This window comes from Rahnella sp. WP5, assembly GCF_000745615.1.
Classification (GTDB): Bacteria; Pseudomonadota; Gammaproteobacteria; order Enterobacterales; family Enterobacteriaceae; genus Rahnella; species Rahnella aceris.
The window spans coordinates 517,987-542,998 of the sequence record NZ_KN050720.1; the positions used below are offsets into that span (position 1 = coordinate 517,987).

Genomic DNA, 25,012 nt, shown 5'->3' on the forward strand with positions numbered 1-25,012 from the left:
TGGTGCGTCAAAGTACCCGCAAAAAGCAGAATACCAGATATGTCGGATACTCACTCATTTGATAACCTAAATTGAGAAATATTTGTGCATGAAAGTTTTCATCATTGTGAGCGTTCAGTCATTAAACCTGTGCACAATAATTCCTCACAAAGGCTGAATGATTAGAACCTCTTATTTAATATAGCCTTTCCCCGCAAACCATTCCATATCCCTTACAGTACCGCCTGCCGCAACCATAAAGCTAAGTTTCGGCAATATCATCGTCAGAAAAACATAAGCTAAATTAACTAATAAAGGTGATTATTAAAAATATAATTCAATAAATTCATTGAGTCACCCTAATAACCATTTTATGCCCAAGGTGTTTTGTTTAAGTAACATTAAGATTTTTCTTGTTTCATCAAATTTTGTTTACGCACGCCTGTTGCAATATATCCTTTGAAAGCATTTATCTAATCCTGGAAAATACGTTTAAGACTTTACTTAGAACATGATCATTCATCCAGCATTCGCTATTAATCATTAGATAAATAAAACTAATTCCTGTTAAAATTTTTCAGCGGTAAAACAAAGCCTCCTGAACTTTTTTCAGAATTTGTCGAGCTTTGGTAAGATTTCATGATGTTCACCCCATTAAAGACAACAAACTGGCATCGCCGGGAATAGATGTGACGCAGCAAAAACAGTGAATTTATTGTTCACAAAGCACTCATTTGCAAAATATAAAATCACAAAATGACAATAACGCAGCATAATAAACCATTAAGCTTCTCATCCTTTGAGGTAATAACCCACCATAACCCGCTTTACTGCTGTTTTTCACCAAAACGGTGCGCAGCCCTTCTCATGCCCTCTGCGGGAGAGTAAATTGAGCCCTTCGCACTGTTCTACGGTCGCTCCGCACCAGGGAAGAACAGGCTTTATTGCAAAAGGCTCTCATTTACATGTCCCCGATTGAAAAATCCCGCAAACTGGACAACGTCTGTTATGACATTCGCGGCCCGGTGCTCAAAGAAGCAAAACGTCTTGAAGAAGAAGGTAATAAAGTCCTCAAGCTGAATATCGGCAACCCTGCGCCATTCGGTTTTGATGCACCTGATGAAATCCTGGTCGACGTTATCCGCAACCTTCCTACCGCACAGGGTTATTGTGATTCGAAAGGTCTGTTTTCTGCACGTAAAGCGATCATGCAGCACTATCAGGCACGCGACATGCGCGACATCACGGTCGAAGATATTTATATCGGCAACGGTGTTTCCGAACTGATTGTTCAGTCAATGCAGGCATTACTTAACACCGGCGATGAAATGTTAGTCCCGGCACCTGATTACCCCTTGTGGACAGCGGCGGTTTCGTTATCAGGCGGTAATGCGGTGCATTACCTGTGTGATGAAGGGGCTGACTGGTTCCCGGACATTGCCGATATTCGTGACAAAATCACCCCACGCACCCGCGGCATTGTGATCATCAACCCGAACAACCCGACCGGTGCGGTATACAGCAAAGAATTGCTGATGCAGATTGTGGACATCGCCCGGGAACATAATCTGATTATTTTTGCCGACGAAATTTACGACAAAATCCTGTATGACGAAGCCCAGCACATTTCCATCGCTTCACTGGCGCCGGATTTACTGACCGTCACTTTTAACGGTCTGTCAAAAACCTACCGCGTGGCCGGTTTCCGTCAAGGCTGGATGGTTCTGAACGGACCGAAGAAACATGCGAAAGGTTATATCGAAGGTCTGGAAATGCTGGCCTCGATGCGCCTTTGTGCCAACGTGCCGATGCAACATGCCATTCAGACCGCGCTGGGCGGCTATCAAAGTATCAGCGAGTTTATTCAGCCGGGCGGACGTCTGGTCGAACAGCGTGATCGTGCATGGGAACTGATCAATGAAATCCCGGGCGTTTCCTGCGTGAAACCTAAAGGGGCGCTGTATATGTTCCCGCGCATTGACGCCAAACGTTTCAACATCCATGACGATCAGAAAATGGTGCTCGATTTGCTGTTACAGCAAAAAGTCTTGCTGGTTCAGGGTTCTGCATTCAACTGGCCGTATCCGGACCATGTGCGTATCGTGACGCTGCCACGCGTTGATGAGTTGGAAATGGCCGTTAACAAACTGGGACGTTTCCTCGAAACCTATCGCCAGTAATGCAGTAAGGGCGCTGATAATGGCGCCCTTTTCTTTCTTCCGCCAGTTTCCGCATTTGCATAACTGTTTCGCACTGCTCACAATAGTCACTCATTCACCGTAGTTATTGAGAGTGCTATGAACCAGAGCCATTTTTTCGCCCATCTTTCCCGCCTCAAACTGATCAGCCGCTGGCCGCTGATGCGCAATGTCCGCACCGAAAACGTGTCGGAACACAGTCTGCAAGTCGCTTTTGTCGCCCATGCTTTAGCCGTGATCAAGAACCGCAAATTTAACGGCAATCTGAGCGCAGAACGCGTTGCCCTGCTCGCCATGTATCACGATGCCAGCGAAGTGATTACCGGTGATATGCCAACGCCAATCAAGTATTACAATCCGCAAATCGCGCATGAGTACAAAAAGATTGAGAAAATTGCTCAGCAGAAACTGATTGAAATGCTGCCAAAGGAATTACAGGAAGATTTCCGACCGCTGATTGACGAGCATTATTACACTGAAGAAGAAAAACTGACCGTCAAACAGGCTGATGCGCTGTGTGCTTACCTGAAATGTCTGGAGGAATTGTCGGCAGGCAATAACGAATTCACACTGGCGAAAGCCCGTCTGGAGAAAACGCTGGCAGACAGAAAAAGCCCGGAAATGGACTACTTTATGGAAGTGTTCATTCCGAGCTTCAGTCTGTCATTGGATGAAATCAGCCTGGATTCCCCGCTCTGATCTTAAGGTCAAAACGGGAACAGCACCGGCACCAGAAAAACGCTGACCAGCATCACCAGCAGAGTGAACGGCACACCGATGCGGAGAAAATCGCCAAATTTATAGTTACCCGGTACCATAACCAGCGTGTTTACCGGTGAAGACACCGGTGTCATAAAGGCGGCAGAAGCCGCAATAGCGATAATCATGGTGAACGGGTATGGCGATACCCCCATCTGGTGTGCTGCTGCGATAGCAATCGGTGCCATCAAAACCGCAGTCGCCGTATTGGAAATAAACAGCCCGATACCTGCACAGAGAATGAATAAACTCAGCAGCATCATATATGGCCCATAGCCGCCGCTTACCTCCATTAACCCCTTCACAATCAGCGTCACACCGCCGGTTTTTTGCAGCGCCAGCGCAAAAGGCATCATCCCGACTATCAGCAGCAAACTGGGCCAGTGAATGGCTTTGTAGGCCCCTTCCATCGTGATACAGCGGAATTTACCCATCAGCATGCAGGCGATAATGGCGGCGATAGCATTAGGCACATCATCGGTGAGCATCAGCGCAACCATCAGCGCCAGACAAAACAATGCATGCGGTGCCTGACTCAGGGCTGGCGCGACTTCGTCCACTTCGGCAGGAAGATTAAGCACAATGAAATCATGCATTTGTTGCTGAAGCTGGCGGATCAGCTTCCAGTCGCCAATGACCAGTAGCATATCGCCGAGCTGTAATTCTTCATCCACCAGTTTTCCATCCAGCGCTTCACCCTGACGGCGGATCCCGACGACATTCAGCCCATAGGTCGAACGGAAGGCGACGGCACGCAACGTTTTCCCCAGGAGCTCCGAATCCGGGATCAGCGAGACTTCGGCCATCCCGACATCCCGCGATTGCTCAGAGAAATACTCGCCGCGTAGCACCATAGGCTCGAGCATTTCGTCAGTGCAAAATTGCCTGATGGAAATGTCTGGATCTGACATATCAAGCAGTAACACATCGCGCGCAAACAGTTCGGTATTCCCCGTTGCGCTGACCATCACGCGGCGAAATTTACGCCAGCGTTCAATGCCCACCACGTTCGCGCCGTAGCGGGAACGCAGATGCACATCATCAAGTGTACGCCCGACCAGAGGCGAACCCGGACGGATAGTGACGCGACGCGCCCGGCCGGTCAGGTGATAATCGCGGATCAAATCCCGGAACGTTCGCCGCTTCCAGCGCTGCTGGCCTCGTGACGCATCTTCTGATGACAGCCAGCGACGGGCGATCAACATGTATCCGATACCCATTATCAGCACCACCAGCCCGACAGGGGTGACGCCGAAGAAACCAAAACCGTCGAATCCTTCACGCAACAGTTCGCTGTTGACCACCATGTTCGGCGGTGTGGCGACCAGCGTCATCATGCCACTAATAAGCCCGGCGAAACTTAGTGGCATCATCAGTCGTGCGGGAGAGGTTTTCATTCGCGCCGAAACGCTGATCACGACAGGAATGAAGATCGCGACTACGCCGGTGGAACTCATAAAAGCACCGAGACCGGCAACCGTGAGCATCAGCAAAACCAGCATCCGCGTTTCACTGTTGCCCGCCACCTTCATCAGCCAGTCGCCGACCTGATACGCCACACCGGTTCTGACCAGCCCGTGCCCGACGACAAATAGCGCCGCGATCAAAATGACGTTCGGGTCACTGAATCCGGCCAGCGCTTCATTGATGGTCAGCGTGCCGCTCAGGACGAAAGAAATAATCACCAGCAATGCCACAATATCCATTCGCAGCGTATTGCGCGCGAACAGCACCATAGCAATAACCAGTAACGTGACTACCCAAAGCAATTCACCGGTCAAAACACACTCCATTTGCGTTGAGAGAGGAGGATAAATAGCTATATACCCTAAATAATTCAAATTGTATCAAGGCGGCAACTGCGTGAATCTCCGGGGCTTACATGAGTAAGTGACCGGGGTTCGGGACCAATCTGCCGGGAGCAGACTGGTACGCTGCTTGCAGCGACTCCTTCAGGGGCGAGGCCCATGGATGAGCCGGGTAACGCAGCCAACGCAGAGACAATTTGAAATATGACTGGGTATGAGAATGGCATAAAAAAACCCCGCACAGGCGAGGTTTATATCAATTTATACAGGGAAATTGTATTTTTTCTGTCCTTAACGCAGGCTGACTTTCACACCTTCGTCGGAACTGCTGACCAGCAGAATTTCGAGCGTAGTCAGATCGAAATCAACATTTTCAATCCCGGGTGTATCGTCTGGCGCATTGACTGCAATGACTTTGCAGCCCGCAGCCAGCCCGGCCATCACGCCGGCTGCAGCATCTTCAACCACCACACAATCTTCCGGGGCCAGACCTAAACGTTCTGCCCCCAGCAAATAGGCATCGGGTTGTGGCTTGCCGTGTTTGACCTGTTCAGCAGTGATAAACACTTCGGGTTCAGGCAAATGCGCCGCTTTATGGCGCGCACTGGCAACAGGCATTGATCCGGAAGTCACAATCGCCCAGGGAATATTCTGGCGATTGAGTTCGCTCAACAACAAATGTGCGCCCGGGAGAGCGGCGACACCCTCGGTGTCCGTGGCTTCAATTTGTTCCAGCTTGAGAAACTCTTTTTGAATCGTTTCTTCACTTTCACCCGCCATAAAATGACGCAAAGAAGTGATCGCCTGCTTACCGTGAATAAACGCCAGTACATCCTGCGGGCTGACACCCCAGCTAAGCGCCCAGCTCACCCAGGCACGCTCAACGGCAGGTAATGAATCAACTAACGTTCCATCAAGGTCGAACAAAAAACCCTTACAAAGCACAGGCGACTCCTTTAAGTGTTTACATCAGGCATTGATAATTTGCGCGATCTCTACCGCGCTCAGGTGATACTGACGCGGGCACGACTGCCAGACCGCCAACATACGCTGGTATTTATCCCACATTTTGGTCTGCGAGTTAAACCCATGAGTGCCTGCATCAAAATCAGTGTAACGTCCTTCGGTGTTCACCATAAAGCGGACATAGCTTAAATAACGGGATTCCGTTGCGGCATCAAAACCCAGGAAATCAATTCGGCGGCGATCCAAGTCTTGCGTGTCTTTCAAATTGGTCCACGAAACCTGCATCGCATGATGCATTTCCATAATGTTAATGACTGTGCGACAGGTTTCTTCCGGCAATTCGCCGAAATCTCTGTCCAGCTCGCGCATTTGCAAACCAAAACCCCGTTCGATCACTGTTTGTAACCGGCGATAGCGTTCTGCGTTATCGGGATCCAGCATGGTCATCATCTTGTATTGATTGGACAAAATCAGGCGTTGAGCGTTCGTCATTTCCATCGTGAAAATCCTCATGTCTGCATAATGAGCAAAGCATGGCATAGCGCAAAGTTCTGCGAAATCGCAAGCACACCATTCTTTGATTTGGGTCGGGATCTCATCTGAAATAATAACCGGGGGAGACTTTCCCCCGGTGAAATGCGACTTATGAAAGACTATAGATGATGACAGACGCAGTAAGCGGGGAAATCAGGCTTACAGATCGTCTAAAAAGGTTTTGTCCAGCTGTTTGAACGCGCGCTTAAGGACGTCAGCCAGTGACTGATACGTCGGCGTGCCTTCAACTGGCGCCAGCGCCAGTCCGGATTCAGTGAGTTTATTGCGTACATCGTGGAACCAGCCGAGTAATCCCGGCGGCAGTGGCGTCAGAGAACGGCGACCCAGCCACCACAGTCCCTGCATCGGCAAGCTACAGGCAAAAATTGCCGTGGCGACGGCCAGCCCGAGTTGTCCGCCGAGCGCGATTTGCCACGTCAGGGTAAAGACCGCAACCGGTGGCATGATGCGTACCGCGAAGCGTGTAGCAGTAGAAATCCGGTTCTCCGGAAACATCGGAGCCAGGCGCTTATCTGACGGCCATGTCTTCATATAGTGCTGCCCGCGCTGGAATACCTGGAACCAGCCTACCGAGCCTGTTGGCTTACTCGTCATCTTTGCACCTCAACTTCACGTGTAAAATTTAAAAAATAGTTGTAAAACACAAACTGGAGTTTATCACGATAAAATATATTTTGTTTTTGCTGGCACCTGTCGGTATTCTATCGCAGCCTCGCAACCCTCTCAGGCAACGAGATCAATATAAAATTGGGGCAAACGCGGTGAATTGCAATCTTTCGCCCCCATAATAACCATAGTGCCTCGGTCTGAGAGGATTTGTAATTAATTATTGTATTTTTTGTTAGTGTTTTTGCTGATTAGTAACACCCTGAAGATACGTAAACCGAAATATGCGGCGCAGTAAACCGCTTTATTTCTGTCATCCGGACGCTTAAAAAAACCAAAGCCCGGCAATTCTTCAGCTTTTTCATCGTCATGCCTGTTTTGGCTCTCTGGCATGATGTTAATCATAATTGTCGCCGCCATTATGCGCTACGCTTGATGTCAGACTGACGATTTATTAACCACGTGTATTGTTTTTTTTAAACAGCACCAACAATAAATAGGTACTTCCATGTCGAGTAAGCTTGTACTGGTTCTTAACTGTGGTAGTTCTTCCCTAAAGTTTGCCATCATTGATGCTGCAAATGGCGAAGAACACATTTCAGGTTTAGCCGAATGTTTCCATCTGCCAGAAGCGCGCATTAAATGGAAAATGGACGGTGGCAAAGAAGAAGCCGCTTTAGGTGCGGGCGCCGCACACAGTGAAGCGTTGAAATTCATCGTTAATAACATTCTGAGCAAAAAACCTGAGCTGTCCGCAGAACTGGTTGCAATCGGCCACCGCATCGTTCATGGCGGCGAGAAGCTGACCAAATCCATGCTGATCAACGACGCTGTCATCGAGGGTATCAAAGAGTCTATCCCGTTTGCGCCGCTGCATAACCCGGCTCACCTGATCGGTATTGATGAAGCACTGAAATCTTTCCCTAAACTGGCTGATAAAAACGTTGCCGTTTTCGACACCGCTTTCCATCAGACAATGCCAGAAGAATCATACCTCTACGCCCTGCCGTACAGCCTGTATAAAGATCACCATGTCCGTCGTTATGGCGCACACGGCACCAGTCACTTCTACGTGACTCAGGAAGCCGCAAAAATGCTGAACAAACCCGTGGAAGAAGTGAATCTGATCACTTGCCACCTGGGTAACGGCGGTTCTGTCAGTGCCATCCGTAACGGTAAATGTGTGGATACTTCCATGGGGCTGACCCCGCTGGAAGGTCTGGTGATGGGTACCCGCAGCGGTGACATCGACCCGGCAATTATCTTCCACCTGCACGATTCTCTGGGCATGAGCGTTGATCAAATCAACAAAATGCTGACTAAAGAATCGGGTCTGCTGGGCCTGACTGAAGTCACCAGCGACTGCCGTTATGTTGAAGACAACTACACCACTAAAGCTGATGCCAGACGTGCCATGGACGTCTTCTGCCACCGCCTGGCGAAATACATCGGTGCGTACACTTCACTGATGGAAGGCCGCCTGGACGCCGTCGTATTCACCGGCGGTATCGGTGAAAACGCCGCAATGGTTCGCGAATTGTCTCTGGCTAAATTAGGTCTGCTGGGCTTTGAAGTGGATCACGAACGTAACCTGGCTGCCCGTTTCGGTAAATCCGGGGCGATCAACAAAGAAGGCACTCGCGCCGCTCTGGTTATCCCAACCAACGAAGAGCTGGTGATTGCACAAGACGCCGCGCGTCTGACTGCATAATTCGATTCAAGACTGCCCGCGTAATGCGGGCAATTTTTCACTTATAGGCAAACGCCGCCCGTTTGGACGCACCGCGCAGGATAATCATCGCGCTTATGCTGATCATTATCCCCTCTGCACAAACCTGCGAATGTCCCTGCCTGGCAACCGTTAAAGAGGTTTAGCCGTGTCCCGTACAATTATGTTGATCCCTACAGGCACCAGTGTCGGTCTGACCAGTGTCAGCCTGGGTGTGATCCGTGCCATGGAACAAAAAGGCGTCAGCCTGAGTATCTTCAAACCTATCGCCCAGCCGCGTACTGGCGGAGATGCTCCTGACCAAACCACGACCATTATTCGCGCTAACTCCACTGTGACCGCAGCCGAACCGCTGAAAATGAGCCACGTTGAAACCTTGCTGAGCTCAAACCAGCAAGACGTGCTGATGGAAGAAATCATCGCGCGTTATCACGAAAACACCAAAGATGCAGAAGTGGTGCTGGTTGAAGGTTTAGTGCCTACCCGCAAACACCAGTTCGCCAATGCGCTGAACTACGAAATTGCCAAAACCCTGAACGCAGAAATCGTCTTCGTTCTGGCGCTGGGTAATGATTCTCCTGCGCAGCTCAAAGAACGTATCGAACTGGCCCGTTCCAGCTTCGGTGGCAGCAAAAACAAAAATATCACCGGCGTGATCATTAACAAACTGAATGCACCGGTTGACGAGCAGGGGCGTACACGTCCTGACCTGTCTGAAATCTTTGATGATTCCACCAAAGCCAGCGTGGCAAATATCGACCCGACTCAGCTTTTCGCTAACAGCCCGCTGCCGGTTCTGGGCTGCATTCCGTGGAGCTTCGAGCTGATTGCCACCCGCGCAATCGACATGGCTAAGCACCTGAACGCACGTATCATCAACGAAGGCGACGTCAAAACCCGCCGCGTGAAATCCGTCACTTTCTGCGCACGCAGCATTCCGCATATGCTGGAGCATTTCCGTCCTGGCTCCCTGCTGGTGACTTCTGCTGACCGTCCTGACGTGCTGGTTTCAGCCTGTCTGGCAGCCATGAATGGCGTGGAAATCGGCGCTATCCTGCTGACCGGTGGCTACGAAATCGACGCCCGCATCAACAGCCTGTGCGAACGTGCATTCCAGACAGGCCTGCCAGTGTTCATGGTAGAAACCAACACCTGGCAGACTTCCCTGAGCCTGCAAAGCTTCAATCTGGAAGTGCCTGCAGATGACCATCAGCGCGTAGAGAAACTGCAACAGTACGTGGCTTCTCACATCAATGCTGACTGGATCAACTCCCTGAGCGCACATTCTGAACGCTCACGCCGTCTGTCACCTCCGGCATTCCGCTATCAGCTGACCGAACTGGCCCGTAAAGCCGGTAAACGTATCGTTCTGCCGGAAGGCGACGAGCCACGTACCGTGAAAGCGGCAGCGCTTTGTGCGGAACGTGGTATCGCGGAATGTGTTCTGCTGGGTAACCCTGACGAGATCAAACGCGTTGCAGCAGCTCAGGGCGTGACGCTGGGTAAAGGCATCGAAATCGTTGATCCGGTTGTTGTGCGCGAAGAATACGTGGCACGTCTGGTTGAATTGCGTAAAAGCAAAGGTATGACCGAAGTGGTTGCGCGCGAACAACTGGAAGACAACGTGGTTCTGGGCACGCTGATGCTGGAACAAGGTAACGTTGATGGTCTGGTTTCCGGTGCTGTTCACACCACCGCAAACACCATCCGCCCGCCGTTACAGTTGATCAAAACTGCGCCGGGCAGCTCACTGGTTTCCTCTGTGTTCTTCATGCTGCTGCCTGATCAGGTTCTGGTGTATGGCGACTGTGCGATCAACCCGGATCCTACTGCTGAACAGCTGTCTGAAATCGCGATCCAGTCTGCGGACTCCGCTGCGGCCTTCGGTATCGAACCCCGCGTTGCCATGATCTCCTACTCAACCGGTAACTCCGGCGCCGGTAGCGACGTTGAGAAAGTGCGTGAAGCGACCCGTCTGGCCCAGGAAAAACGTCCGGATCTCATCATCGATGGCCCGCTGCAATATGATGCTGCGATCATGGCTGATGTTGCACAATCTAAAGCGCCAAACTCGCCGGTTGCGGGTAAAGCGACCGTGTTCATCTTCCCTGACCTGAATACCGGTAACACCACGTACAAAGCGGTACAACGTTCTGCGGATCTGGTCTCTATCGGGCCGATGCTGCAGGGTATGCGTAAACCGGTTAATGACCTGTCGCGTGGCGCACTGGTTGACGATATCGTCTACACCGTTGCACTGACTGCGATTCAGTCTGCTCAGGCAGAAGCAGCGGTTGCGGCCAAATAAGCCAAACCCTCTGAACGCAAGACGCCGGGCTTTTTGAGTCCGGCGTTTTTTTGGTCTTTTTTGCGGATCGCTTCATGGCTGATCGATAAAGATTCAGAGCAGTGTTTTTGCTGCTTCCAGAATATGTTCAGCCGTCAGGCCATATTCCTGCTGTAAAAACTCCTGGGTGCCCACCTGTCCGTAACGCTCTTTGACACCAACCCGGCGCATCGGCACCGGCTGGTTTTCCACCAGCACTTCCGCCACCGCTGATCCCAGTCCGTTATGAATACTGTGGTTTTCACAGGTCACAATTTTGCCGGTTTTCGTGGCGTATTTGATGATGACATCTTTATCAATTGGCTTGAGGGTAAACATGTCGATGACTGCCGCACTGACCCCTTCGCGTTCCAGCATTTGCGCCGCTCTCAGCGCTTCCGCCACCATAATCCCGTTCGCAATCAGCGTCACGTCTGTGCCATCGCGCAGCACATTGGCCTTGCCGATGGTAAATGTCGAGCCTTCCTTGTAAACCTGCGTAGCCTGTTTGCGAATGGTACGCACCCAGTAGAAACCTTTTAAATCCATCAGTTGCAGCAAAATATTGCGGAACATCACGGCGTCGGTGACTTCCATCACCACCGAACTCGCCAGCCCGCGCACAATGCCCATATCTTCGAACGACATATGCGTGCCGCCGTTATGACAGGCGCTGACGCCCGCATCTGACGCAATGATTTTGACGTTATTCTTCTGGTAATCCAGAGACATAAACAGCTGATCGAAACAGCGGCGGCTGGCAAAGGCGGTAAAGGTATGCACAAACGGCACGCGACCGGTCAGCGAAAGCCCGGCGGCAACACCGATGACATTCGCTTCCATGATGCCGCAGTTAATCACGTGATCTGGATGATCTTTGTGTACGCCGTCCATCGCCATCGAGCTCATCAGATCGGCTTCCAGCGCGATAATCGGCGTGTTCTCTACAATTTTTTCACGCACGGTATTGGCGTAAACTTTGCGCATTTCCACTGCGTCTTTTTGCAATTCAAGAGAAACTTCAAACATGAGTGGCCTCCAGCTCAGCGATAGCATTTTCGATTTCCAGTTTCACATCCGGCGTTAAACGCAGGTGATGTGAGTTCGCCAGTTGCTCGAGATACTTCACGCCCTGCCCTTTGATGCTGTCGAGGATCACCACCAGAGGACGCTGCTCGGCGTGACGAACCGGTGTGACCGCCTCGCTGATAGCCACAATGTCATCGCCTTTAATGGTCTCTACATCAAACCCGAACGCACTGAATTTTCCGGCCAGATCGAATGGCTTAATCACTTCATCCAGCGTGCCATCGAGTTGCTGTTTGTTGTAATCGATGAACAGTGTCAGGTTATGCAGATTGTGGTGCGCAATAAACTGGAAGGCTTCCCAGCACTGGCCCTCGTTCAACTCACCGTCGCCAAGAATGCAGAAGACGCGGTTGCTGCGACCAGCCAGCTTATGCGAAAGTGCCATGCCCGCCGCAATGGAAACGCCTTGTCCCAGCGAGCCGGTGGTGGCATCCACGCCGGTGGTCCGCAGCCGGTCCGGATGGCTCGGCAGCTTTGTGCCATTCTGGTTGAGTGTGTGTAATTCGCTGACCGGGAAATAACCTTTCAGTGCCAGCGTGGCATACAACGCCGGACCAGCATGGCCTTTGGACAGCACGAAATAATCACGTTCCTGCCAGTCTGGTTTTTTCGGGTCGATGCGCATCACATCGCCATACAACACGGCTAGCGTTTCCACCACGGACATGCTGCCGCCATAGTGCCCGAATCCTAAACCGGTCAGCATTTTTAGCGTCTCGATACGGATATGGTGGGCCAGATCACGAACCTCCTGGACATCTTTCATCTTCATTAGTCCTTATTTTAATGAGCACTTATCCTGGCCTGTTATTTCTAACAGGCAGGACAGTGTTTCCCGGATGGAGTTAAAAAACGTAGTGGTGCAGGGAATTACTTTTCAGTGATTTCTTTCTCAGCCGCCGGTTTTTTGCCGAGATAGTTCCAGGCAACCAGTACCGCGAAGATACCGACAATCAGCGCCATGATGCCTTCCTTCGACATAAAGCGAGCCAGGTTACCCAGCAGGATGCCGATAACGCCGAAGTCCGCATCAGAGAAGGTGGCATTAGCAAAGCCCAGTGCGCCCAGTACTGGCAACAGCAGAACAGGCAGGAAGGTAATCAGCACGCCGTTGGCAAACGCACCGATCATTGCCCCGCGACGCCCGCCGGTCGCATTACCGAATACACCTGCCGTCGCACCAGTGAAGAAGTGTGGCACCACGCCCGGCAGGATCAGCACCAGATGCATTTGCCCTAACAGGAACAGTCCCACCAGACCGCCAAGGAAGCTGAACAGGAAACCGATCAGCACCGCATTCGGCGCGTACGGATACACCACCGGACAATCCAGCGCCGGACGGGCATTAGGCACCAGTTTCTCGGAGAAGCCGACGAATGCCGGAACGATTTCCGCCAGGATCAGACGCACACCCTGCAAAATGATGAACACGCCTGCCGCAAAGGTAATCGCCATGATGATGGCGTACACCAGGTAGTTCTGGCCTGCACTGTAGGTCGCCTCAACAAAGACCTGACCCGCGAACACCGCCATAATCAGATAAATAATAATCATGGTGAGCGAGATAGAAATGGAACTGTCACGCAGGAAACTGAGGTTTTTCGGCAGATTCATTTCTTCCGTAGAACGTGAACCTTTACCGACCTTGCTGCCTATCCAGCCCGATAAGACGTAACCAATGGTGCCGAAATGACCAAATGCCACGTCGTCGCTGCCGGTAATTTTACGCATGTAACGTTGCGCCAGCGCCGGGAAGAACGCCATGATAAGGCCCAGCGTCAGGGAACCGGTGAACACCAGTGAAACACCTTCAAAACCGGCCACCGTCAGAATAACGCTGATCATACAGGCCATATAAAACGTGTGATGACCGGTCAGAAACACATATTTAAGACGGGTGAAACGGGCCACGATCAGGTTTGCCACCATACCAAACGCCATAATTAACGCTGTCGGTGCACCGAATTTCTCCAGCGCGATGGAAACAATCGCTTCGTTATTAGGAATAATACCCTGGATATTAAAGGCGTGTTCAAACATACCGCCTAAAGGATTTAATGAGCCAACTAATACTGTTGCACCACCGCCCAATACTAAAAAGCCAAGTATTGTTTTAACCGTGCCTTTCACCACATCAGAAAAGTTTTTCTTTTGTGCCACCAGACCGATTAATGCGATGAGCCCCACCAGTATGGAAGGCACTTTTAATATATCGACCACAAACTTGAGCGTTTCCTGGATAAACATATCCACCTCGTTTGTCTATTTGTTTTATTTGTAGGGTTATTCAGTGCCGGTCAGGACACTGGATGTTTTTCAAAGTGAGCAATCAGTTTTGTTTCAAGTTCATTAATATCAATGATGTTAGTAATCACCACTAACTGGTTTTCAGGAATGCTGGCACTGGCAGCGATGTCCTTTGCCATCACGAACAGGTCGGCTTCACCCGGAATGGCTGAGGACAAATCGGAGTGCTGAACATCTGCCTGAATATTGAGTTTCTTCAGGACTTTCTTGATGTTCATTTCAACCATAAAGCTGCTGCCTAAACCGGAACCACAAATCGCCATGATTTTCATATTATTCACTTGTCCTTTATCTGTTTTTTAAACGATTAAAATATGTAGAACCGTACTCCATCTGCACATGTTAATGCATCTGAATGGTCAGAATATCCTTAGATTTAAGTCGCACTCCCTTTACAATATTAAGTCAAATTAATAGCGGGATATAACGTCCTGAATTTCTCTGATGGTTTTTGCCTGATGTATTTTCTGCATATCTTCTTCACTGGAAAATAATTCTGCCAGTTCAGAAATCAGTTCAATATGGCTGTGCTTATCTGCTGCCGATAACATCACCACGGTATACACCGGATCGTTATCCTCTGAATTAAACGCCACGCCGTGCGGCAACGTCAGCAACGAGAGTCCCAACCCGTTCGCCCCTTCTTCTGGTCTGGCGTGTGGCATCGCAATGCCCGGCGCCAGAACAAAATACGGCCCCAGTTTTTCCCGTTGAGCAAAAATAGCCGTCAGGTAATCCGGGGTAATTGTCCCTTCTTTCAGCAGTGGCTCAGCGCTCACTTCCACTGCCTGCCGCCAGTCCGTGATATCCGTTCTGATCTGAATTCGTTCAGATGTCAGCCAATCATTCAGCATAGTGATGCTCCGTTTTTATTTTTAAAGATGGCAGGTCAAATTTCCCCCAGACCGCACCAACGATCCAGACTCTACTTCAGCGGTAGCGTTAACATCTGTGATACAGATCTCAAAGATAGCGCTACCAAATTTCTATCATTGAGATCTGTGATAGCGCTATCAAAAATAATCACACAGCGGTATCGCCGTCCCGTGGATCGCATAAATAACGGTATACTTTGTCGGGAAATTGCCGATAATTTACCGAATTCTGCCGTGGTTCCCGATTTACCGGTCCTGCTGCGGCCCGCTTTTTTCGCTATACCTGTGGGTATACATTTTGCGCAAGATGCGCAGTTAAGGTCAGGATCGTGAATGTCCATTAACAAGAAAAGACGCAGTACCGGAAGAGTGACGCTGGCTGATGTCGCGCAACTGGCGGGCGTGGGCAGCATGACTGTTTCCCGTGCGCTGCGCACACCCGAACAGGTCTCCGATAAGCTACGGGAGAAGATCGAAGAAGCGGTCAGTCAGCTGGGATATCTGCCCAACCAGGCCGCCAGTTCCCTGGCTTCCGCCTCCTCAAATACCATTGCGATGATTGTGCCGAGCCTTTCCGAAGCGGGCTGCGCCGAGATGTTTGCCGGGCTACAGAAAGTGCTGCAACCGGCCGGTTATCAGATCATGCTGGCGGAATCTCAACATCGTATTGAGCGGGAAGAAAAACTGCTGGAAACGCTGCTTTCCTACAATCTGGCGGCGGCGATTTTACTGTCCGTTGAACACTCCGCCAATGTACGTCAATGGCTGGATAACCTGACCATCCCGGTGCTGGAAATCGGTGCGCTGACCACTTCGCCAATCGACATGAATATCGGCATTGATTATGTCGAGGCGATGTTTCAGTTGACCCAGACGGTGGTGGCGAAGGGATATCAGAATATCGGCATGCTGTGTGCCAATCAGGAACAGTGGATTTTCCAGCAGCACCTTCAGGGTTGGCGTAAGGCCATGTTGAAAGCACATATGTCCCCGCACCGGGTGATAAACGCCGCCGAGCCTGCCAGCTTTTCCACCGGCGCTCAGCAACTGCCGGAGTTCCTGCTTGCCTGGCCGGAAATTGACGCGCTGGTGTGTGTTTCCGACGATCTCGCCTGTGGCGCACTGTATGAATGCCAGCGCAGACGCATCAAAGTGCCAGATGAACTTGCCGTGGTCGGCTTTGGCAATGCCGATGTCAGTAAAGTATGCCAGCCGCCGCTGACCACTATTGCTATTCCGCATAAAGAAATCGGGGTGCGCGCCGCCCAGGCATTGCTGGCGAGGATTAATGACGAGGAATGGGAAGAAGTGACGATCGCTTCGTCGTTGTGCAAGCGGGAGAGTTGCTAAAAAGAGAACGGGCGATATGAGTTCGCCCGTGATGTGATTCAGATATCATCTTTCGCTGACGATTCTTCTTCATCGTTTTCTTTATTACCCGGGACAGACGCATCCGCCACAGGGGCTGCGGCTTCACGGGTCAGCGGCTTACCGTGTTCTTTCTCATTGTTTCGCGTCATCCACAGAGAAAGTGCTTTCAGGGAGTCCGGCGTAAATTCATCACAACGCGCAGTGATTTCTTCCGGTGTCATCCAGCGGACGGCATCAATTTCTTCTTCCTGCAGGGCAAACGGGCCATGGGATACACAGCTAAACAATGCTCCCCATACGCGACATTTGTTCTCTTCTTCAAAGTAGAACTGACCGTGCTCTGCAAACGGCACACCGGCAATACCCAGCTCTTCCTCGGCTTCACGGCGAGCTGAATCAAGTATATTTTCACCGCTTTGCACCACACCACCGGCCGTTGCATCGAGCCAGCCCGGATAGAAATCTTTGGTTTCAGTCCGACGCTGAACCAAAATATTCCCCATTCCATCATGAACCACAATATAGCTGGCACGATGACGCAGGACCTGAGCACGCATTTGTTGTCGGCTGGCCTGGGCAATGACCTCGTTGTCTTCGTTGACGATATCAACCCACTCATCCGTACTGATGTTTTGCTCTTGTTCTGACATCCGCTGGAACCTTCTCTTTTAAGCGCTGGTCTGTGCGCAATAAGTCTGTGCGCTGTGATTTTGCAACACGTCGATAATGTCCGGAGATTCTATCTGGGTCTGCTGGGTGGCTTCAATAGCTATGGATGCGTTGATGCAACCTAAAAGCTATGTTACCCCGCAAAGTTCGCCATCAGACAAGTCCGACATAGACTTCTAAACATCTGCATTATGATACCCTACTCAATCGGATAAGAAGCTTGTGATTACCCGTTCCAAATTAGCGCATCCCGCCCCGCCATTCGCGGAGAGTGATTAAAACAACGCAGGAGGCAATATGATTGATCTTTATTACGCACCAACACCGAATGGCCATAAAGTTTCTCTTTTTCTTGAAGAGAGTGGCCTGCAATACCGGCTCCACCGTATTGATATCAGCGCAGGGGAGCAATTCAAACCTGAATTCCTCGCCATTTCACCCAACAACAAAATCCCGGCCATTGTCGACAGTCAGCCCGTTGACGGCGGCACACCGGTCAGTATTTTTGAGTCTGGCGCAATTTTGCAATATCTGGCAGAAAAAACCGGAAAATTTCTCAGCAAAGAGTTGCGTGAGCGCACCGTGACACTGGAATGGCTGACCTGGCAGGTTGCCGGATTTGGCCCGATGCTGGGTCAGAACCACCATTTTACGCATTATGCGCCGCAGCCGGTGCCTTACGCCATTGAGCGTTATTTACAGGAAACTCAGCGTCTGTATGGCGTGCTGAACCGCCAGTTAGAGAAAAATGCCTATATCGCCGGGGAGAATTACAGTATCGCCGACATGGCCACTTATCCGTGGGTCGTGGCTCATGAACGCCAGCGTATTGATCTGGCTGGATACCCTGCCGTACGCAACTGGTTCGAACGGGTTAAAAGCCGCCCGGCAACACAAAGAGCCTACGCGCTGGCGCAGGTTCAGTAAGCCCCTTCAGCCTGCCGGAGGCGTTCTGGATATCTCAGAATAAAAAACCCTTAACTGTGCTCCATATCGCGAGTTAATTGCGATGACTCATCTATGATTAAAGACAGTTCATCCGCGTATTCAGACAGTTAAGGATCCCGATATGAAGATCTTGATTACCGGCGCCACCGGCCTCATCGGAAGAAAATTGACCGAACGGCTTCTTGAGCAATCTCATCAGATCACCGCCCTGAGCCGTGCCCCTGAACGCGCGGGGAAAATACTCGGGTCGCAGGTTTCCGTCTGGGAAACGCTGGAAGGAAAAACCTCGCTCGACGGTTTCGATGCCGTAATTAACCTTGCCGGTGAACCCATTGCCGACAAACGCTGGACCAAAGAACACAAAGCATTGTTATGCGAGAGCCGCTGGAAGCTGACAGAAAAGCTGGCAACGCTGATTAACGCCAGTGAAAAGCCCCCTGCCGTGTTTATCTCCGGTTCGGCGGTCGGCTATTACGGCGATCAGGGCCAGGCTCTGGTGCCTGAAGATGAGCCGCCTAACAAGCAGTTTACCTGGCAATTGTGTGCCCGCTGGGAAGCACTGGCGATGTCAGCACAAAGCGCGGCGACGCGTGTTTGTTTGCTGCGCACCGGCATCGTACTGGCTGAAAAAGGCGGTGCGCTGGCCAAAATAGTTCTGCCCTACCGCGCCGGTCTCGGTGGCCCGCTCGGTGATGGTCAGCAATACATGCCGTGGATCCACATCAACGACATGATTGACGGGATTCTGTTCTTGCTGGAACACGAAACACTTTCCGGCCCGTTCAATATGGTGTCGCCGTATCCGGCGCGCAACGAGCAATTCAGTGCCCTGCTCGGCGAAGTATTGCACCGCCCGGCGTTTATGCGGGCACCCGCGCCTGTGGTGCGCTTGCTGATGGGCGAATCAGCTGTATTAGTGCTGGGTGGTCAGCGTGCAGTGCCGCGCCGGCTGGAAGCAGCAGGGTTTATTTTTAAGCATCAGGAGTTAAAGGAAACGCTGGAGGATTTGCTGGGATGAAGGGTCTTGCAGCCCTTCACCCTGCTCAACCAGATTGGGGATGTTTCGGTTTCTCAATAACTGCGCTCACATGGGCTATTTCGCCGAAACCGAGCAGAGGGGAAAAGCTTTTCCCCTCTGCACTCCCCTCGCTTTTTCACTGCGCGCTGTCGCTGGAATGAAGGACATGTTCCGGCGCATTAGTGTGTGGCGCAAAATGCCAATCAACTTATCTAAAAGATAAAAAACGGTCAGCCGTTGAATTTAAGATCTCACGGGCGAATCAGAAATCTTGCTGAACGGAGCGGCTTCGAGACCCGGGGCTCGAAGACCGAGAGAAGGAACCGCAAAGCGGCAAGATTTCCAGCCTGTCACTGTGGTTGCTGAAACATAGCCAGCGAGCGAAGCACTTGTTGAAAAAGCGAGGAGGAATCCAAAGGAGGAAAAGCACTTTCCTCCTTTGGGCGGTTTCGGCGCAGAAAATTATGTGAGCACAATTATTGAGAAACCGAAACTTTCACAGTTTTCATTTTATCCGTTCAAACCCGCTCTTACTCCTTCACATCCACCTGATAAAACACATGTTTCCCAAACGGATCCACTTCATAACCGGTCACTTCTTTGCGTACCGGTTCGAAAATGGTCGAGTGGGCGATCATCACCGCCGGTGCCTGATCGTGCATCATCTGCTGGGCCTGCTCGTAAAGCGCCACGCGTTTCGCATGATCGGTGGTTTCTTTCGCTTCGGTGATCAACTGGTCAAACGGCGCGTAACACCATTTCGCTGAGTTCGAACCGCCCTTCGCGGCATTACAGGTAAACAGCGGACCAAAGAAATTATCCGGGTCACCGTTCGCCGTTGTCCAGCCCATCAGCGCTGCCATATGTTCGCCGTTACGGATACGGGTCTGGTATTCACCCCATTCGTAACTGACGATATGCGCTTTCACGCCAATTTTTGCCCAGTCCGCCTGGATCATTTCCGCCATACGCCGGGCGTTCGGGTTATACGGACGCTGTACCGGCATCGCCCATAAATCGATATCAAAACCGTTCGGCATCCCGGCTTCGGCCAGAAGAGCTTTGGCTTTCTCCGGTGAGTAATCGTAATCCACCAGTTTGTCGTTGTAACTCCAGACACCCGTCGGCAGCAGCGTTTTTGCGACGGTTCCCGTACCGTGGAACACCGCTTCAATGATCTGTGGTTTGTTAATGGCCATGGTCAGCGCCTGACGCACTTTCACATTATCCAGCGGCGCTTTCTGCGTATTGAAAGACAGGAAACCGGTGTTCAGGCCAGCCTTGCTCATCAGGTTGATGTCTTTATTGGCGCGCATACGATCCAGATCAGCCGGATTCGGGAACGGCATCACCTGGCATTCGTTTTTCTCAAGTTTGGCGAGGCGCATTGAGGCGTCAGGCGTAATGGTATACACCAGACGGTCAATTTTGGATTTGCCCTGCCAGTAATCCGGGAACGCCTTGTACAGCAGACGCGTATCTTTCTGGTACTGCACCAGCTCAAACGGCCCGGTCCCAATCGGATCCTGATCCAATTTTTCCGGTGTACCGGCTTTAAGCATCTGATCGGCATATTCTGCCGAGAGGATGGAAGCAAAATACCACGCCAGATCGGCCACGAACGGCGCTTCGGGACGCGTCAGGTTAAAGCGCACCGTGTAATCATCCACCTTATCAATGCTGCCGATAAGATCGCCCATTTTCAGGCTGTCGAAGTTAAGGTAAGTGCCGCCGGAAATTTTATGATAAGGGTTATTCTCGTCTTTCTGGCGCATGAACGAGAAGATCACGTCGTCAGCGTTGAAGTCGCGGGTCGGTTTGAACAACTTGCTGCTCTGGAATTTCACGCCTTTACGCAGGTGGAAGGTATAGGTTTTACCGTCTGCGCTGACCTCCCAGCTTTCCGCCAGACTTGGCACCAGTTCTGTGGTACCGATTTTGAAATCCACCAGACGGTTATAAATTGGCGCAGCGCTGGCATCCACGGAAGTGCCCGATGTATAAAGTTGCGGGTTGAATTGCTCAGGCGAGCCTTCGGAGCAGTAAACCAGCGTTTTAGCACAAACGCCGCTGGTGATGGTTAACGCCAGTAAACCTGTGCTTATTTTTAAGATGTTGTGTTTCATTCTTTTCCCTATTTTCCCTGTCCGGAGAGTGTTTAGATCTTCTTCATCGTGGAACCTAAAGCAAAAACAGATTAACATCTGGATAACACGTAGTAATACTTTGTTATATATGAAAATCTTATAACAGGGAACAATATTTGCGCACATTCAGAGGTTAAGATGTCGACAACAATCGCAACACAGCTTACCGAACGCTTCTACCGCTATCTCTCCGTGACATCACAAAGTGATGCCAGCGCGACGACCTTACCCAGCACGCCGGGCCAGCACGACATGGCGCGGTTGCTGGCTGAAGAACTGCATCAGCTGGGTCTGGAAAATATTCAGATCGATGAACATGCCACCGTGACGGCAGTCAAATCCGGCACCAAAAAAGGCGGCCCGCGTATCGGTTTTATCACGCATATCGATACCGTGGATGTCGGCCTGCGCCCGGATATTCATCCGCAGACATTGCGTTTTACCGGTGAGGATGTGTGTCTGAACAAGGCGCTGGATATCTGGCTGCGCCCTGCGGAACGCCCGGAAATCTTACCTTACAAAGGTGAGGATATTATTTTCAGCGACGGTACCAGCGTGCTGGGCGCGGATAACAAAGCGGCGGTCACTGTCGTGATGACGTTGCTGGAAAACCTGACGGCTGAGCAGGAATACGGCGATATCGTGGTGGCGTTTGTGCCTGACGAAGAAATTGGTCTGCGTGGTGCCAAGGCGTTGGATCTCGCCCGCTTTGATGTCGATTTTGCTTACACCATCGACTGTTGCGAACTCGGCGAAGTGGTATATGAAAACTTCAATGCGGCAGCGGCAGAAATTACCTTCACCGGCGTGACAGCACATCCGATGTCGGCCAAAGGCGTGCTGGTGAATCCGCTGCTGATGGCGCAGGATTTCATCAGTCATTTTGACCGCGCTGAAACCCCTGAAAACACTGAAGGCCGGGAAGGTTATATCTGGTTCAACGGCATGAGCGCTTCGCAGCAAGGCGCGGAACTGAAAGCTTCTATTCGCGATTTCGACAGCGCCAGTTTTGCCGCCCGTAAGCAGAAAATTCAGGATGTGGCGAAAGAGATAGCCGCGCAGTATCCGACCGCAAAAGTCTCAGTTGAGATCAGCGATACCTACAGCAATATCAGCCGCGCCATCGGCGAAGATCGGCGGGCGATCGACCTGATCTTTGCAGGCCTGAAAGAAATTGGCGTGGAGCCGAAAGTGATCCCGATGCGTGGCGGCACCGACGGCGCAGCATTATCGGCCAAAGGATTACTGACGCCGAACTACTTTACCGGCGCGCACAATTTCCACTCGAAGTTTGAGTTCCTGCCGGTGAATTCGTTTGTGAAGTCCTATGAACTGACTGTTCAGCTGTGCCTGCTGGCTGCGAAAGATTAATTCGACTCGCTTTTTATCTTGCTCCTCCCCCTGCGAAGGGGGAGGGAGTTTTTGTTACTTCAATGCACCTGACAGGAACTGTTGCAGACGGGCGCTTTTCGGATTGCCAAAGACTTCAGCAGGATCGCCCTGCTCTTCAATCACACCCTGATGCAGGAAGATGACATGGCTGGAGACATGACGGGCAAACTCCATCTCATGCGTTACCACCACCATGGTTTTCCCCTCTTCCGCCAGCTTTTGCATGATACGCAGCACCTCGCCGACCAGTTCAGGATCCAGCGCGGAAGTCGGCTCATCAAACAGCAGCACTTCCGGTTCCATCGCCAGCGCGCGGGCAATAGACACACGCTGTTGCTGACCGCCTGACAAGTTCACCGGATATTTACCTTGCGCGCGGGCATCAATACCCACTTTATCGAGGTATTTCACCGCACGTTCACGCGCTTCGGCTTTGCTCAACCCCAGCACCTGCACCGGCGCTTCCATGACGTTTTCCAGCACCGTCATGTGGCTCCACAGGTTGAAATGCTGGAACACCATCGTCAGTTTGGTACGCAGCAGTTGCAGTTGCTTCTTATCAAACACTTTCAGCTGACCGTCGGTGTCGCGCACCATGCGGATATCCTGATTATTAACGCTGATCGAGCCTTCGCTTGGTTTCTCGAGGAAGTTAATGCAGCGCAGGAAGGTACTTTTCCCGGAACCTGATGAACCGATAATACTGATCACATCACCCGCATTGGCCGACAACGAAACACCTTTCAGCACTTCGTGGTCGCCATAGCGCTTGTGGAGATCGAGAACCGCTAATTTGTTTTCTGGCATAAAGTTATTCCGCAAAAATAATTCTTATTAATGAGCTTGGGGCTTTACGTGAGCCAGCCAGCGTTTTTCCGCCTTGCGGAACAGCCCGATCAGGACAAAAGAAACACAAAGATAAATCACTGCTGCAATCCCGAAAGCATAAAACGGCTGATACGTCGCCGAGTTGATGTCGCGGGCGATTTTCAGCACGTCCGGTACCGTGGCGGTAAATGCCAGCGCGGTGGAGTGCAACATCAGAATGACTTCATTACTGTAAGCAGGCAGCGCCGTACGTAATGCCGACGGCAAAATAATGCAGGTGTACAGTTTAAAGCGTGAGAAACCGTAGGCATTGGCCGCTTCGATTTCGCCGTGCGGTACTGCGCGGATGGCACCGGCAAAAATCTCGGTGGTGTAGGCACAGGTGTTGAGCGTCAGCGCCAGAATCGTACAGTTAAGCCCGCTGCGGAAGAAGGCATTGAGGAAGTCGGTACCACGCACGATTTCCAGGCTGTACATCCCCGAATAAAACACCAGCAACTGAACATACAGCGGCGTTCCGCGGAAAATATAGGTGTACAGCCAGATCGGATAACGCAGGAATTTGTTAGAAGACACGCGCCCCACCGCCATCGGCACCGCCAGTAATCCGCCTATCACCACAGAGCTGATCAGTAACCACAGGGTGATCGCCAGACCGGTAAAACGGTAGCCATCGCTGTAGAGCAAAGACATACCGTACTGTTGTAAAATTTCGATCATAGATCAGCCCTCTTCACACCCAGCGAATAACGGCGATCAAGCCATACCAGCACGCCGTTCGACAGCGTGGTGAAAACCAGATAAACCACTCCCGCCACAATCGCAAAATAGAACGGCTGATAAGTGCCTTTCCCGGCCAGTTGCGTGGCTTTCACCACATCATTCAGGCCCAGCAATGACACCAGCGCGGTGGCTTTGAGGATAACCTGCCAGTTGTTGGCAATGCCCGGCAGCGCGAAACGCATCATGGCCGGAAATAAAATTCGTCGGAAAATCTGTGAACCGCTGAACCCGAAAGCCGTCGCAGCTTCGATTTGTCCACGCGGGACCGCCATAAACGCACCACGGAACGTCTCAGTGAAATAAGCCCCGTAGATAAAGCCCAGCGTGATAATACCGGCGCTCATCGGATCGATATCAATTTGCGTCAACCCCAGTGATTCGGTGACGCTGTTAAGCGCAATCTGCAACCCGTAGAAAATCAATAACATTAATACCAGATCAGGTACGCCGCGAATAAGCGTGGTGTAGCAACCAAAAAAACCAGACACGATCCGGTTCTTTGACAGTTTCCCGCCCGCGCCGATTAACCCTATCACCAGCGCCAGAATGACTGACGAAATCGCCAGCTCCAGTGTCACTAACGTGCCCTGGATAATTACCTGGGAATACCCATACAGCATGGTTTTTTCCTGTCTTTAGTGGATCCCTGCGCAGACAAA

23 protein-coding genes are annotated in these 25,012 nt (G+C 51.3%); 8 read left to right on the forward strand and 15 right to left on the reverse strand.

Annotation, left to right across the window (positions count from 1 at the left end; genetic code table 11):
• Nucleotides 1-944 precede the first annotated feature (944 nt).
• Together EX31_RS19445 and yfbR are read left to right on the forward strand one after the other, a co-directional pair.
• Nucleotides 945-2,159: a pyridoxal phosphate-dependent aminotransferase gene (locus tag EX31_RS19445; protein WP_013574587.1), complete on the forward strand. Its 1,215-nt coding sequence runs from the start codon at nt 945-947 to the stop codon at nt 2,157-2,159.
• A 117-nt stretch (nt 2,160-2,276) separates the two neighbouring features.
• A complete protein-coding gene (gene yfbR, locus EX31_RS19450) occupies nt 2,277-2,876 on the forward strand; it encodes a 5'-deoxynucleotidase (RefSeq protein WP_013574586.1) in 600 nt (199 codons plus the stop codon).
• A gap of 8 nt (nt 2,877-2,884) precedes the next feature.
• On the opposite strand, the gene EX31_RS19455 is transcribed toward yfbR, so the two are convergent.
• From EX31_RS19455 to EX31_RS19475, 5 genes are all read right to left on the reverse strand, one after another.
• Nucleotides 2,885-4,717, reverse strand: a complete 1,833-nt coding sequence (locus EX31_RS19455) for an SLC13 family permease (protein WP_156106991.1) — start codon at nt 4,715-4,717, stop codon at nt 2,885-2,887.
• Nucleotides 4,718-5,035: 318 nt separating this feature from the next.
• Nucleotides 5,036-5,689, reverse strand: coding sequence for a sugar phosphatase (locus tag EX31_RS19460; RefSeq protein WP_013574584.1), 654 nt, complete (start codon nt 5,687-5,689; stop codon nt 5,036-5,038).
• A 24-nt stretch (nt 5,690-5,713) separates the two neighbouring features.
• Nucleotides 5,714-6,208: a YfbU family protein gene (locus EX31_RS19465; protein ID WP_013574583.1), complete on the reverse strand. Its 495-nt coding sequence runs from the start codon at nt 6,206-6,208 to the stop codon at nt 5,714-5,716.
• 195 nt (nt 6,209-6,403) lie between these two features.
• Nucleotides 6,404-6,859: a terminus macrodomain insulation protein YfbV gene (yfbV, locus tag EX31_RS19470; protein WP_013574582.1), complete on the reverse strand. Its 456-nt coding sequence runs from the start codon at nt 6,857-6,859 to the stop codon at nt 6,404-6,406.
• Between the two features lie 228 nt (nt 6,860-7,087).
• Nucleotides 7,088-7,276, reverse strand: coding sequence for a hypothetical protein (locus EX31_RS19475; RefSeq protein ID WP_013574581.1), 189 nt, complete (start codon nt 7,274-7,276; stop codon nt 7,088-7,090).
• A 103-nt stretch (nt 7,277-7,379) separates the two neighbouring features.
• On the opposite strand from EX31_RS19475, the gene ackA reads away from it, so the two are divergent.
• Nucleotides 7,380-8,582, forward strand: coding sequence for an acetate kinase (gene ackA / locus EX31_RS19480; RefSeq protein ID WP_013574580.1), 1,203 nt, complete (start codon nt 7,380-7,382; stop codon nt 8,580-8,582).
• 181 nt (nt 8,583-8,763) lie between these two features.
• Nucleotides 8,764-10,908: a phosphate acetyltransferase gene (pta, locus tag EX31_RS19485; protein WP_197060749.1), complete on the forward strand. Its 2,145-nt coding sequence runs from the start codon at nt 8,764-8,766 to the stop codon at nt 10,906-10,908.
• 93 nt (nt 10,909-11,001) lie between these two features.
• Here the strand turns inward: pta and EX31_RS19490 are convergent, their stop codons facing one another.
• The 5 genes from EX31_RS19490 to EX31_RS19510 all read right to left on the reverse strand — a co-directional run bounded on the left by EX31_RS19490 (nt 11,002) and on the right by EX31_RS19510 (nt 15,176).
• Entirely contained in the window at nt 11,002-11,955 is a 954-nt protein-coding gene (locus tag EX31_RS19490) for a transketolase family protein (protein ID WP_037036212.1), read from the reverse strand.
• Nucleotides 11,948-12,781: a transketolase gene (locus EX31_RS19495; RefSeq protein ID WP_037036213.1), complete on the reverse strand. Its 834-nt coding sequence runs from the start codon at nt 12,779-12,781 to the stop codon at nt 11,948-11,950. Before EX31_RS19495 ends, EX31_RS19490 begins: the two co-directional genes overlap by 8 nt.
• A 104-nt stretch (nt 12,782-12,885) precedes the next feature.
• Nucleotides 12,886-14,262 (reverse strand): PTS ascorbate transporter subunit IIC, encoded by a 1,377-nt coding sequence (locus EX31_RS19500; protein WP_013574576.1) that lies wholly within the window; start codon nt 14,260-14,262, stop codon nt 12,886-12,888.
• 50 nt (nt 14,263-14,312) lie between these two features.
• Nucleotides 14,313-14,594, reverse strand: a complete 282-nt coding sequence (locus EX31_RS19505) for a PTS sugar transporter subunit IIB (protein WP_013574575.1) — start codon at nt 14,592-14,594, stop codon at nt 14,313-14,315.
• Nucleotides 14,595-14,732: 138 nt separating this feature from the next.
• A complete protein-coding gene (locus EX31_RS19510) occupies nt 14,733-15,176 on the reverse strand; it encodes a PTS sugar transporter subunit IIA (RefSeq protein ID WP_013574574.1) in 444 nt (147 codons plus the stop codon).
• A 354-nt stretch (nt 15,177-15,530) separates the two neighbouring features.
• Between EX31_RS19510 and EX31_RS19515 the strand changes: the two genes are divergently transcribed.
• On the forward strand, nt 15,531-16,547 hold the full coding sequence (locus EX31_RS19515) for a LacI family DNA-binding transcriptional regulator (RefSeq protein WP_037036215.1): 1,017 nt from the start codon (nt 15,531-15,533) through the stop codon (nt 16,545-16,547).
• A gap of 38 nt (nt 16,548-16,585) precedes the next feature.
• Here the strand turns inward: EX31_RS19515 and yfcD are convergent, their stop codons facing one another.
• A complete protein-coding gene (gene yfcD / locus EX31_RS19520; protein WP_081925227.1) occupies nt 16,586-17,218 on the reverse strand; it encodes an NUDIX hydrolase YfcD in 633 nt (210 codons plus the stop codon).
• Between the two features lie 316 nt (nt 17,219-17,534).
• On the opposite strand from yfcD, the gene yfcG reads away from it, so the two are divergent.
• Nucleotides 17,535-18,164 carry a GSH-dependent disulfide bond oxidoreductase gene (yfcG, locus tag EX31_RS19525; RefSeq protein ID WP_037036216.1) on the forward strand — a complete coding sequence of 210 codons (630 nt, stop codon included), beginning with the start codon at nt 17,535-17,537 and terminating at the stop codon, nt 18,162-18,164.
• A gap of 142 nt (nt 18,165-18,306) precedes the next feature.
• Complete coding sequence (locus EX31_RS19530; RefSeq protein WP_037036217.1) at nt 18,307-19,203, forward strand: TIGR01777 family oxidoreductase; 897 nt, start codon at nt 18,307-18,309, stop codon at nt 19,201-19,203.
• Between the two features lie 530 nt (nt 19,204-19,733).
• Here the strand turns inward: EX31_RS19530 and EX31_RS19535 are convergent.
• Complete coding sequence (locus EX31_RS19535) at nt 19,734-21,329, reverse strand: ABC transporter substrate-binding protein (protein ID WP_037036218.1); 1,596 nt, start codon at nt 21,327-21,329, stop codon at nt 19,734-19,736.
• A 159-nt stretch (nt 21,330-21,488) separates the two neighbouring features.
• On the opposite strand from EX31_RS19535, the gene pepT reads away from it, so the two are divergent.
• Nucleotides 21,489-22,721, forward strand: coding sequence for a peptidase T (gene pepT / locus EX31_RS19540; RefSeq protein ID WP_037036219.1), 1,233 nt, complete (start codon nt 21,489-21,491; stop codon nt 22,719-22,721).
• 54 nt (nt 22,722-22,775) lie between these two features.
• On the opposite strand, the gene hisP is transcribed toward pepT, so the two are convergent.
• The 3 genes from hisP to EX31_RS19555 are packed head-to-tail and all read right to left on the reverse strand — an operon-like array spanning nt 22,776 to nt 24,973.
• Nucleotides 22,776-23,549: a histidine ABC transporter ATP-binding protein HisP gene (hisP, locus tag EX31_RS19545; protein WP_013574567.1), complete on the reverse strand. Its 774-nt coding sequence runs from the start codon at nt 23,547-23,549 to the stop codon at nt 22,776-22,778.
• Between the two features lie 27 nt (nt 23,550-23,576).
• Complete coding sequence (locus EX31_RS19550; RefSeq protein WP_013574566.1) at nt 23,577-24,290, reverse strand: ABC transporter permease; 714 nt, start codon at nt 24,288-24,290, stop codon at nt 23,577-23,579.
• A complete protein-coding gene (locus EX31_RS19555; RefSeq protein WP_037036220.1) occupies nt 24,287-24,973 on the reverse strand; it encodes a histidine ABC transporter permease HisQ in 687 nt (228 codons plus the stop codon). Before EX31_RS19555 ends, EX31_RS19550 begins: the two co-directional genes overlap by 4 nt.
• Between the last annotated feature and the right edge of the window lie 39 nt (nt 24,974-25,012).

What these genes read in the sequence shown, in the direction of transcription:
- EX31_RS19465 (WP_013574583.1), bottom strand. Translation starts at nt 6,208, where the DNA reads ATGGAAATGACGAACGCTCAACGCCTGATTTTGTCCAATCAATACAAG.
- EX31_RS19490 (WP_037036212.1), bottom strand. Translation starts at nt 11,955, where the DNA reads ATGTTTGAAGTTTCTCTTGAATTGCAAAAAGACGCAGTGGAAATGCGC.
- EX31_RS19445 (WP_013574587.1), top strand. Translation starts at nt 945, where the DNA reads ATGTCCCCGATTGAAAAATCCCGCAAACTGGACAACGTCTGTTATGAC.
- hisP (WP_013574567.1), bottom strand. Translation starts at nt 23,549, where the DNA reads ATGCCAGAAAACAAATTAGCGGTTCTCGATCTCCACAAGCGCTATGGC.
- EX31_RS19515 (WP_037036215.1), top strand. Translation starts at nt 15,531, where the DNA reads ATGTCCATTAACAAGAAAAGACGCAGTACCGGAAGAGTGACGCTGGCT.
- EX31_RS19500 (WP_013574576.1), bottom strand. Translation starts at nt 14,262, where the DNA reads ATGTTTATCCAGGAAACGCTCAAGTTTGTGGTCGATATATTAAAAGTG.
- pepT (WP_037036219.1), top strand. Translation starts at nt 21,489, where the DNA reads ATGTCGACAACAATCGCAACACAGCTTACCGAACGCTTCTACCGCTAT.
- EX31_RS19475 (WP_013574581.1), bottom strand. Translation starts at nt 7,276, where the DNA reads ATGATTAACATCATGCCAGAGAGCCAAAACAGGCATGACGATGAAAAA.
- EX31_RS19510 (WP_013574574.1), bottom strand. Translation starts at nt 15,176, where the DNA reads ATGCTGAATGATTGGCTGACATCTGAACGAATTCAGATCAGAACGGAT.
- EX31_RS19530 (WP_037036217.1), top strand. Translation starts at nt 18,307, where the DNA reads ATGAAGATCTTGATTACCGGCGCCACCGGCCTCATCGGAAGAAAATTG.
- yfcD (WP_081925227.1), bottom strand. Translation starts at nt 17,218, where the DNA reads ATGTCAGAACAAGAGCAAAACATCAGTACGGATGAGTGGGTTGATATC.
- yfcG (WP_037036216.1), top strand. Translation starts at nt 17,535, where the DNA reads ATGATTGATCTTTATTACGCACCAACACCGAATGGCCATAAAGTTTCT.
- EX31_RS19550 (WP_013574566.1), bottom strand. Translation starts at nt 24,290, where the DNA reads ATGATCGAAATTTTACAACAGTACGGTATGTCTTTGCTCTACAGCGAT.
- yfbR (WP_013574586.1), top strand. Translation starts at nt 2,277, where the DNA reads ATGAACCAGAGCCATTTTTTCGCCCATCTTTCCCGCCTCAAACTGATC.
- EX31_RS19495 (WP_037036213.1), bottom strand. Translation starts at nt 12,781, where the DNA reads ATGAAAGATGTCCAGGAGGTTCGTGATCTGGCCCACCATATCCGTATC.
- pta (WP_197060749.1), top strand. Translation starts at nt 8,764, where the DNA reads ATGTTGATCCCTACAGGCACCAGTGTCGGTCTGACCAGTGTCAGCCTG.
- EX31_RS19505 (WP_013574575.1), bottom strand. Translation starts at nt 14,594, where the DNA reads ATGAAAATCATGGCGATTTGTGGTTCCGGTTTAGGCAGCAGCTTTATG.
- EX31_RS19555 (WP_037036220.1), bottom strand. Translation starts at nt 24,973, where the DNA reads ATGCTGTATGGGTATTCCCAGGTAATTATCCAGGGCACGTTAGTGACA.
- ackA (WP_013574580.1), top strand. Translation starts at nt 7,380, where the DNA reads ATGTCGAGTAAGCTTGTACTGGTTCTTAACTGTGGTAGTTCTTCCCTA.
- EX31_RS19535 (WP_037036218.1), bottom strand. Translation starts at nt 21,329, where the DNA reads ATGAAACACAACATCTTAAAAATAAGCACAGGTTTACTGGCGTTAACC.
- yfbV (WP_013574582.1), bottom strand. Translation starts at nt 6,859, where the DNA reads ATGACGAGTAAGCCAACAGGCTCGGTAGGCTGGTTCCAGGTATTCCAG.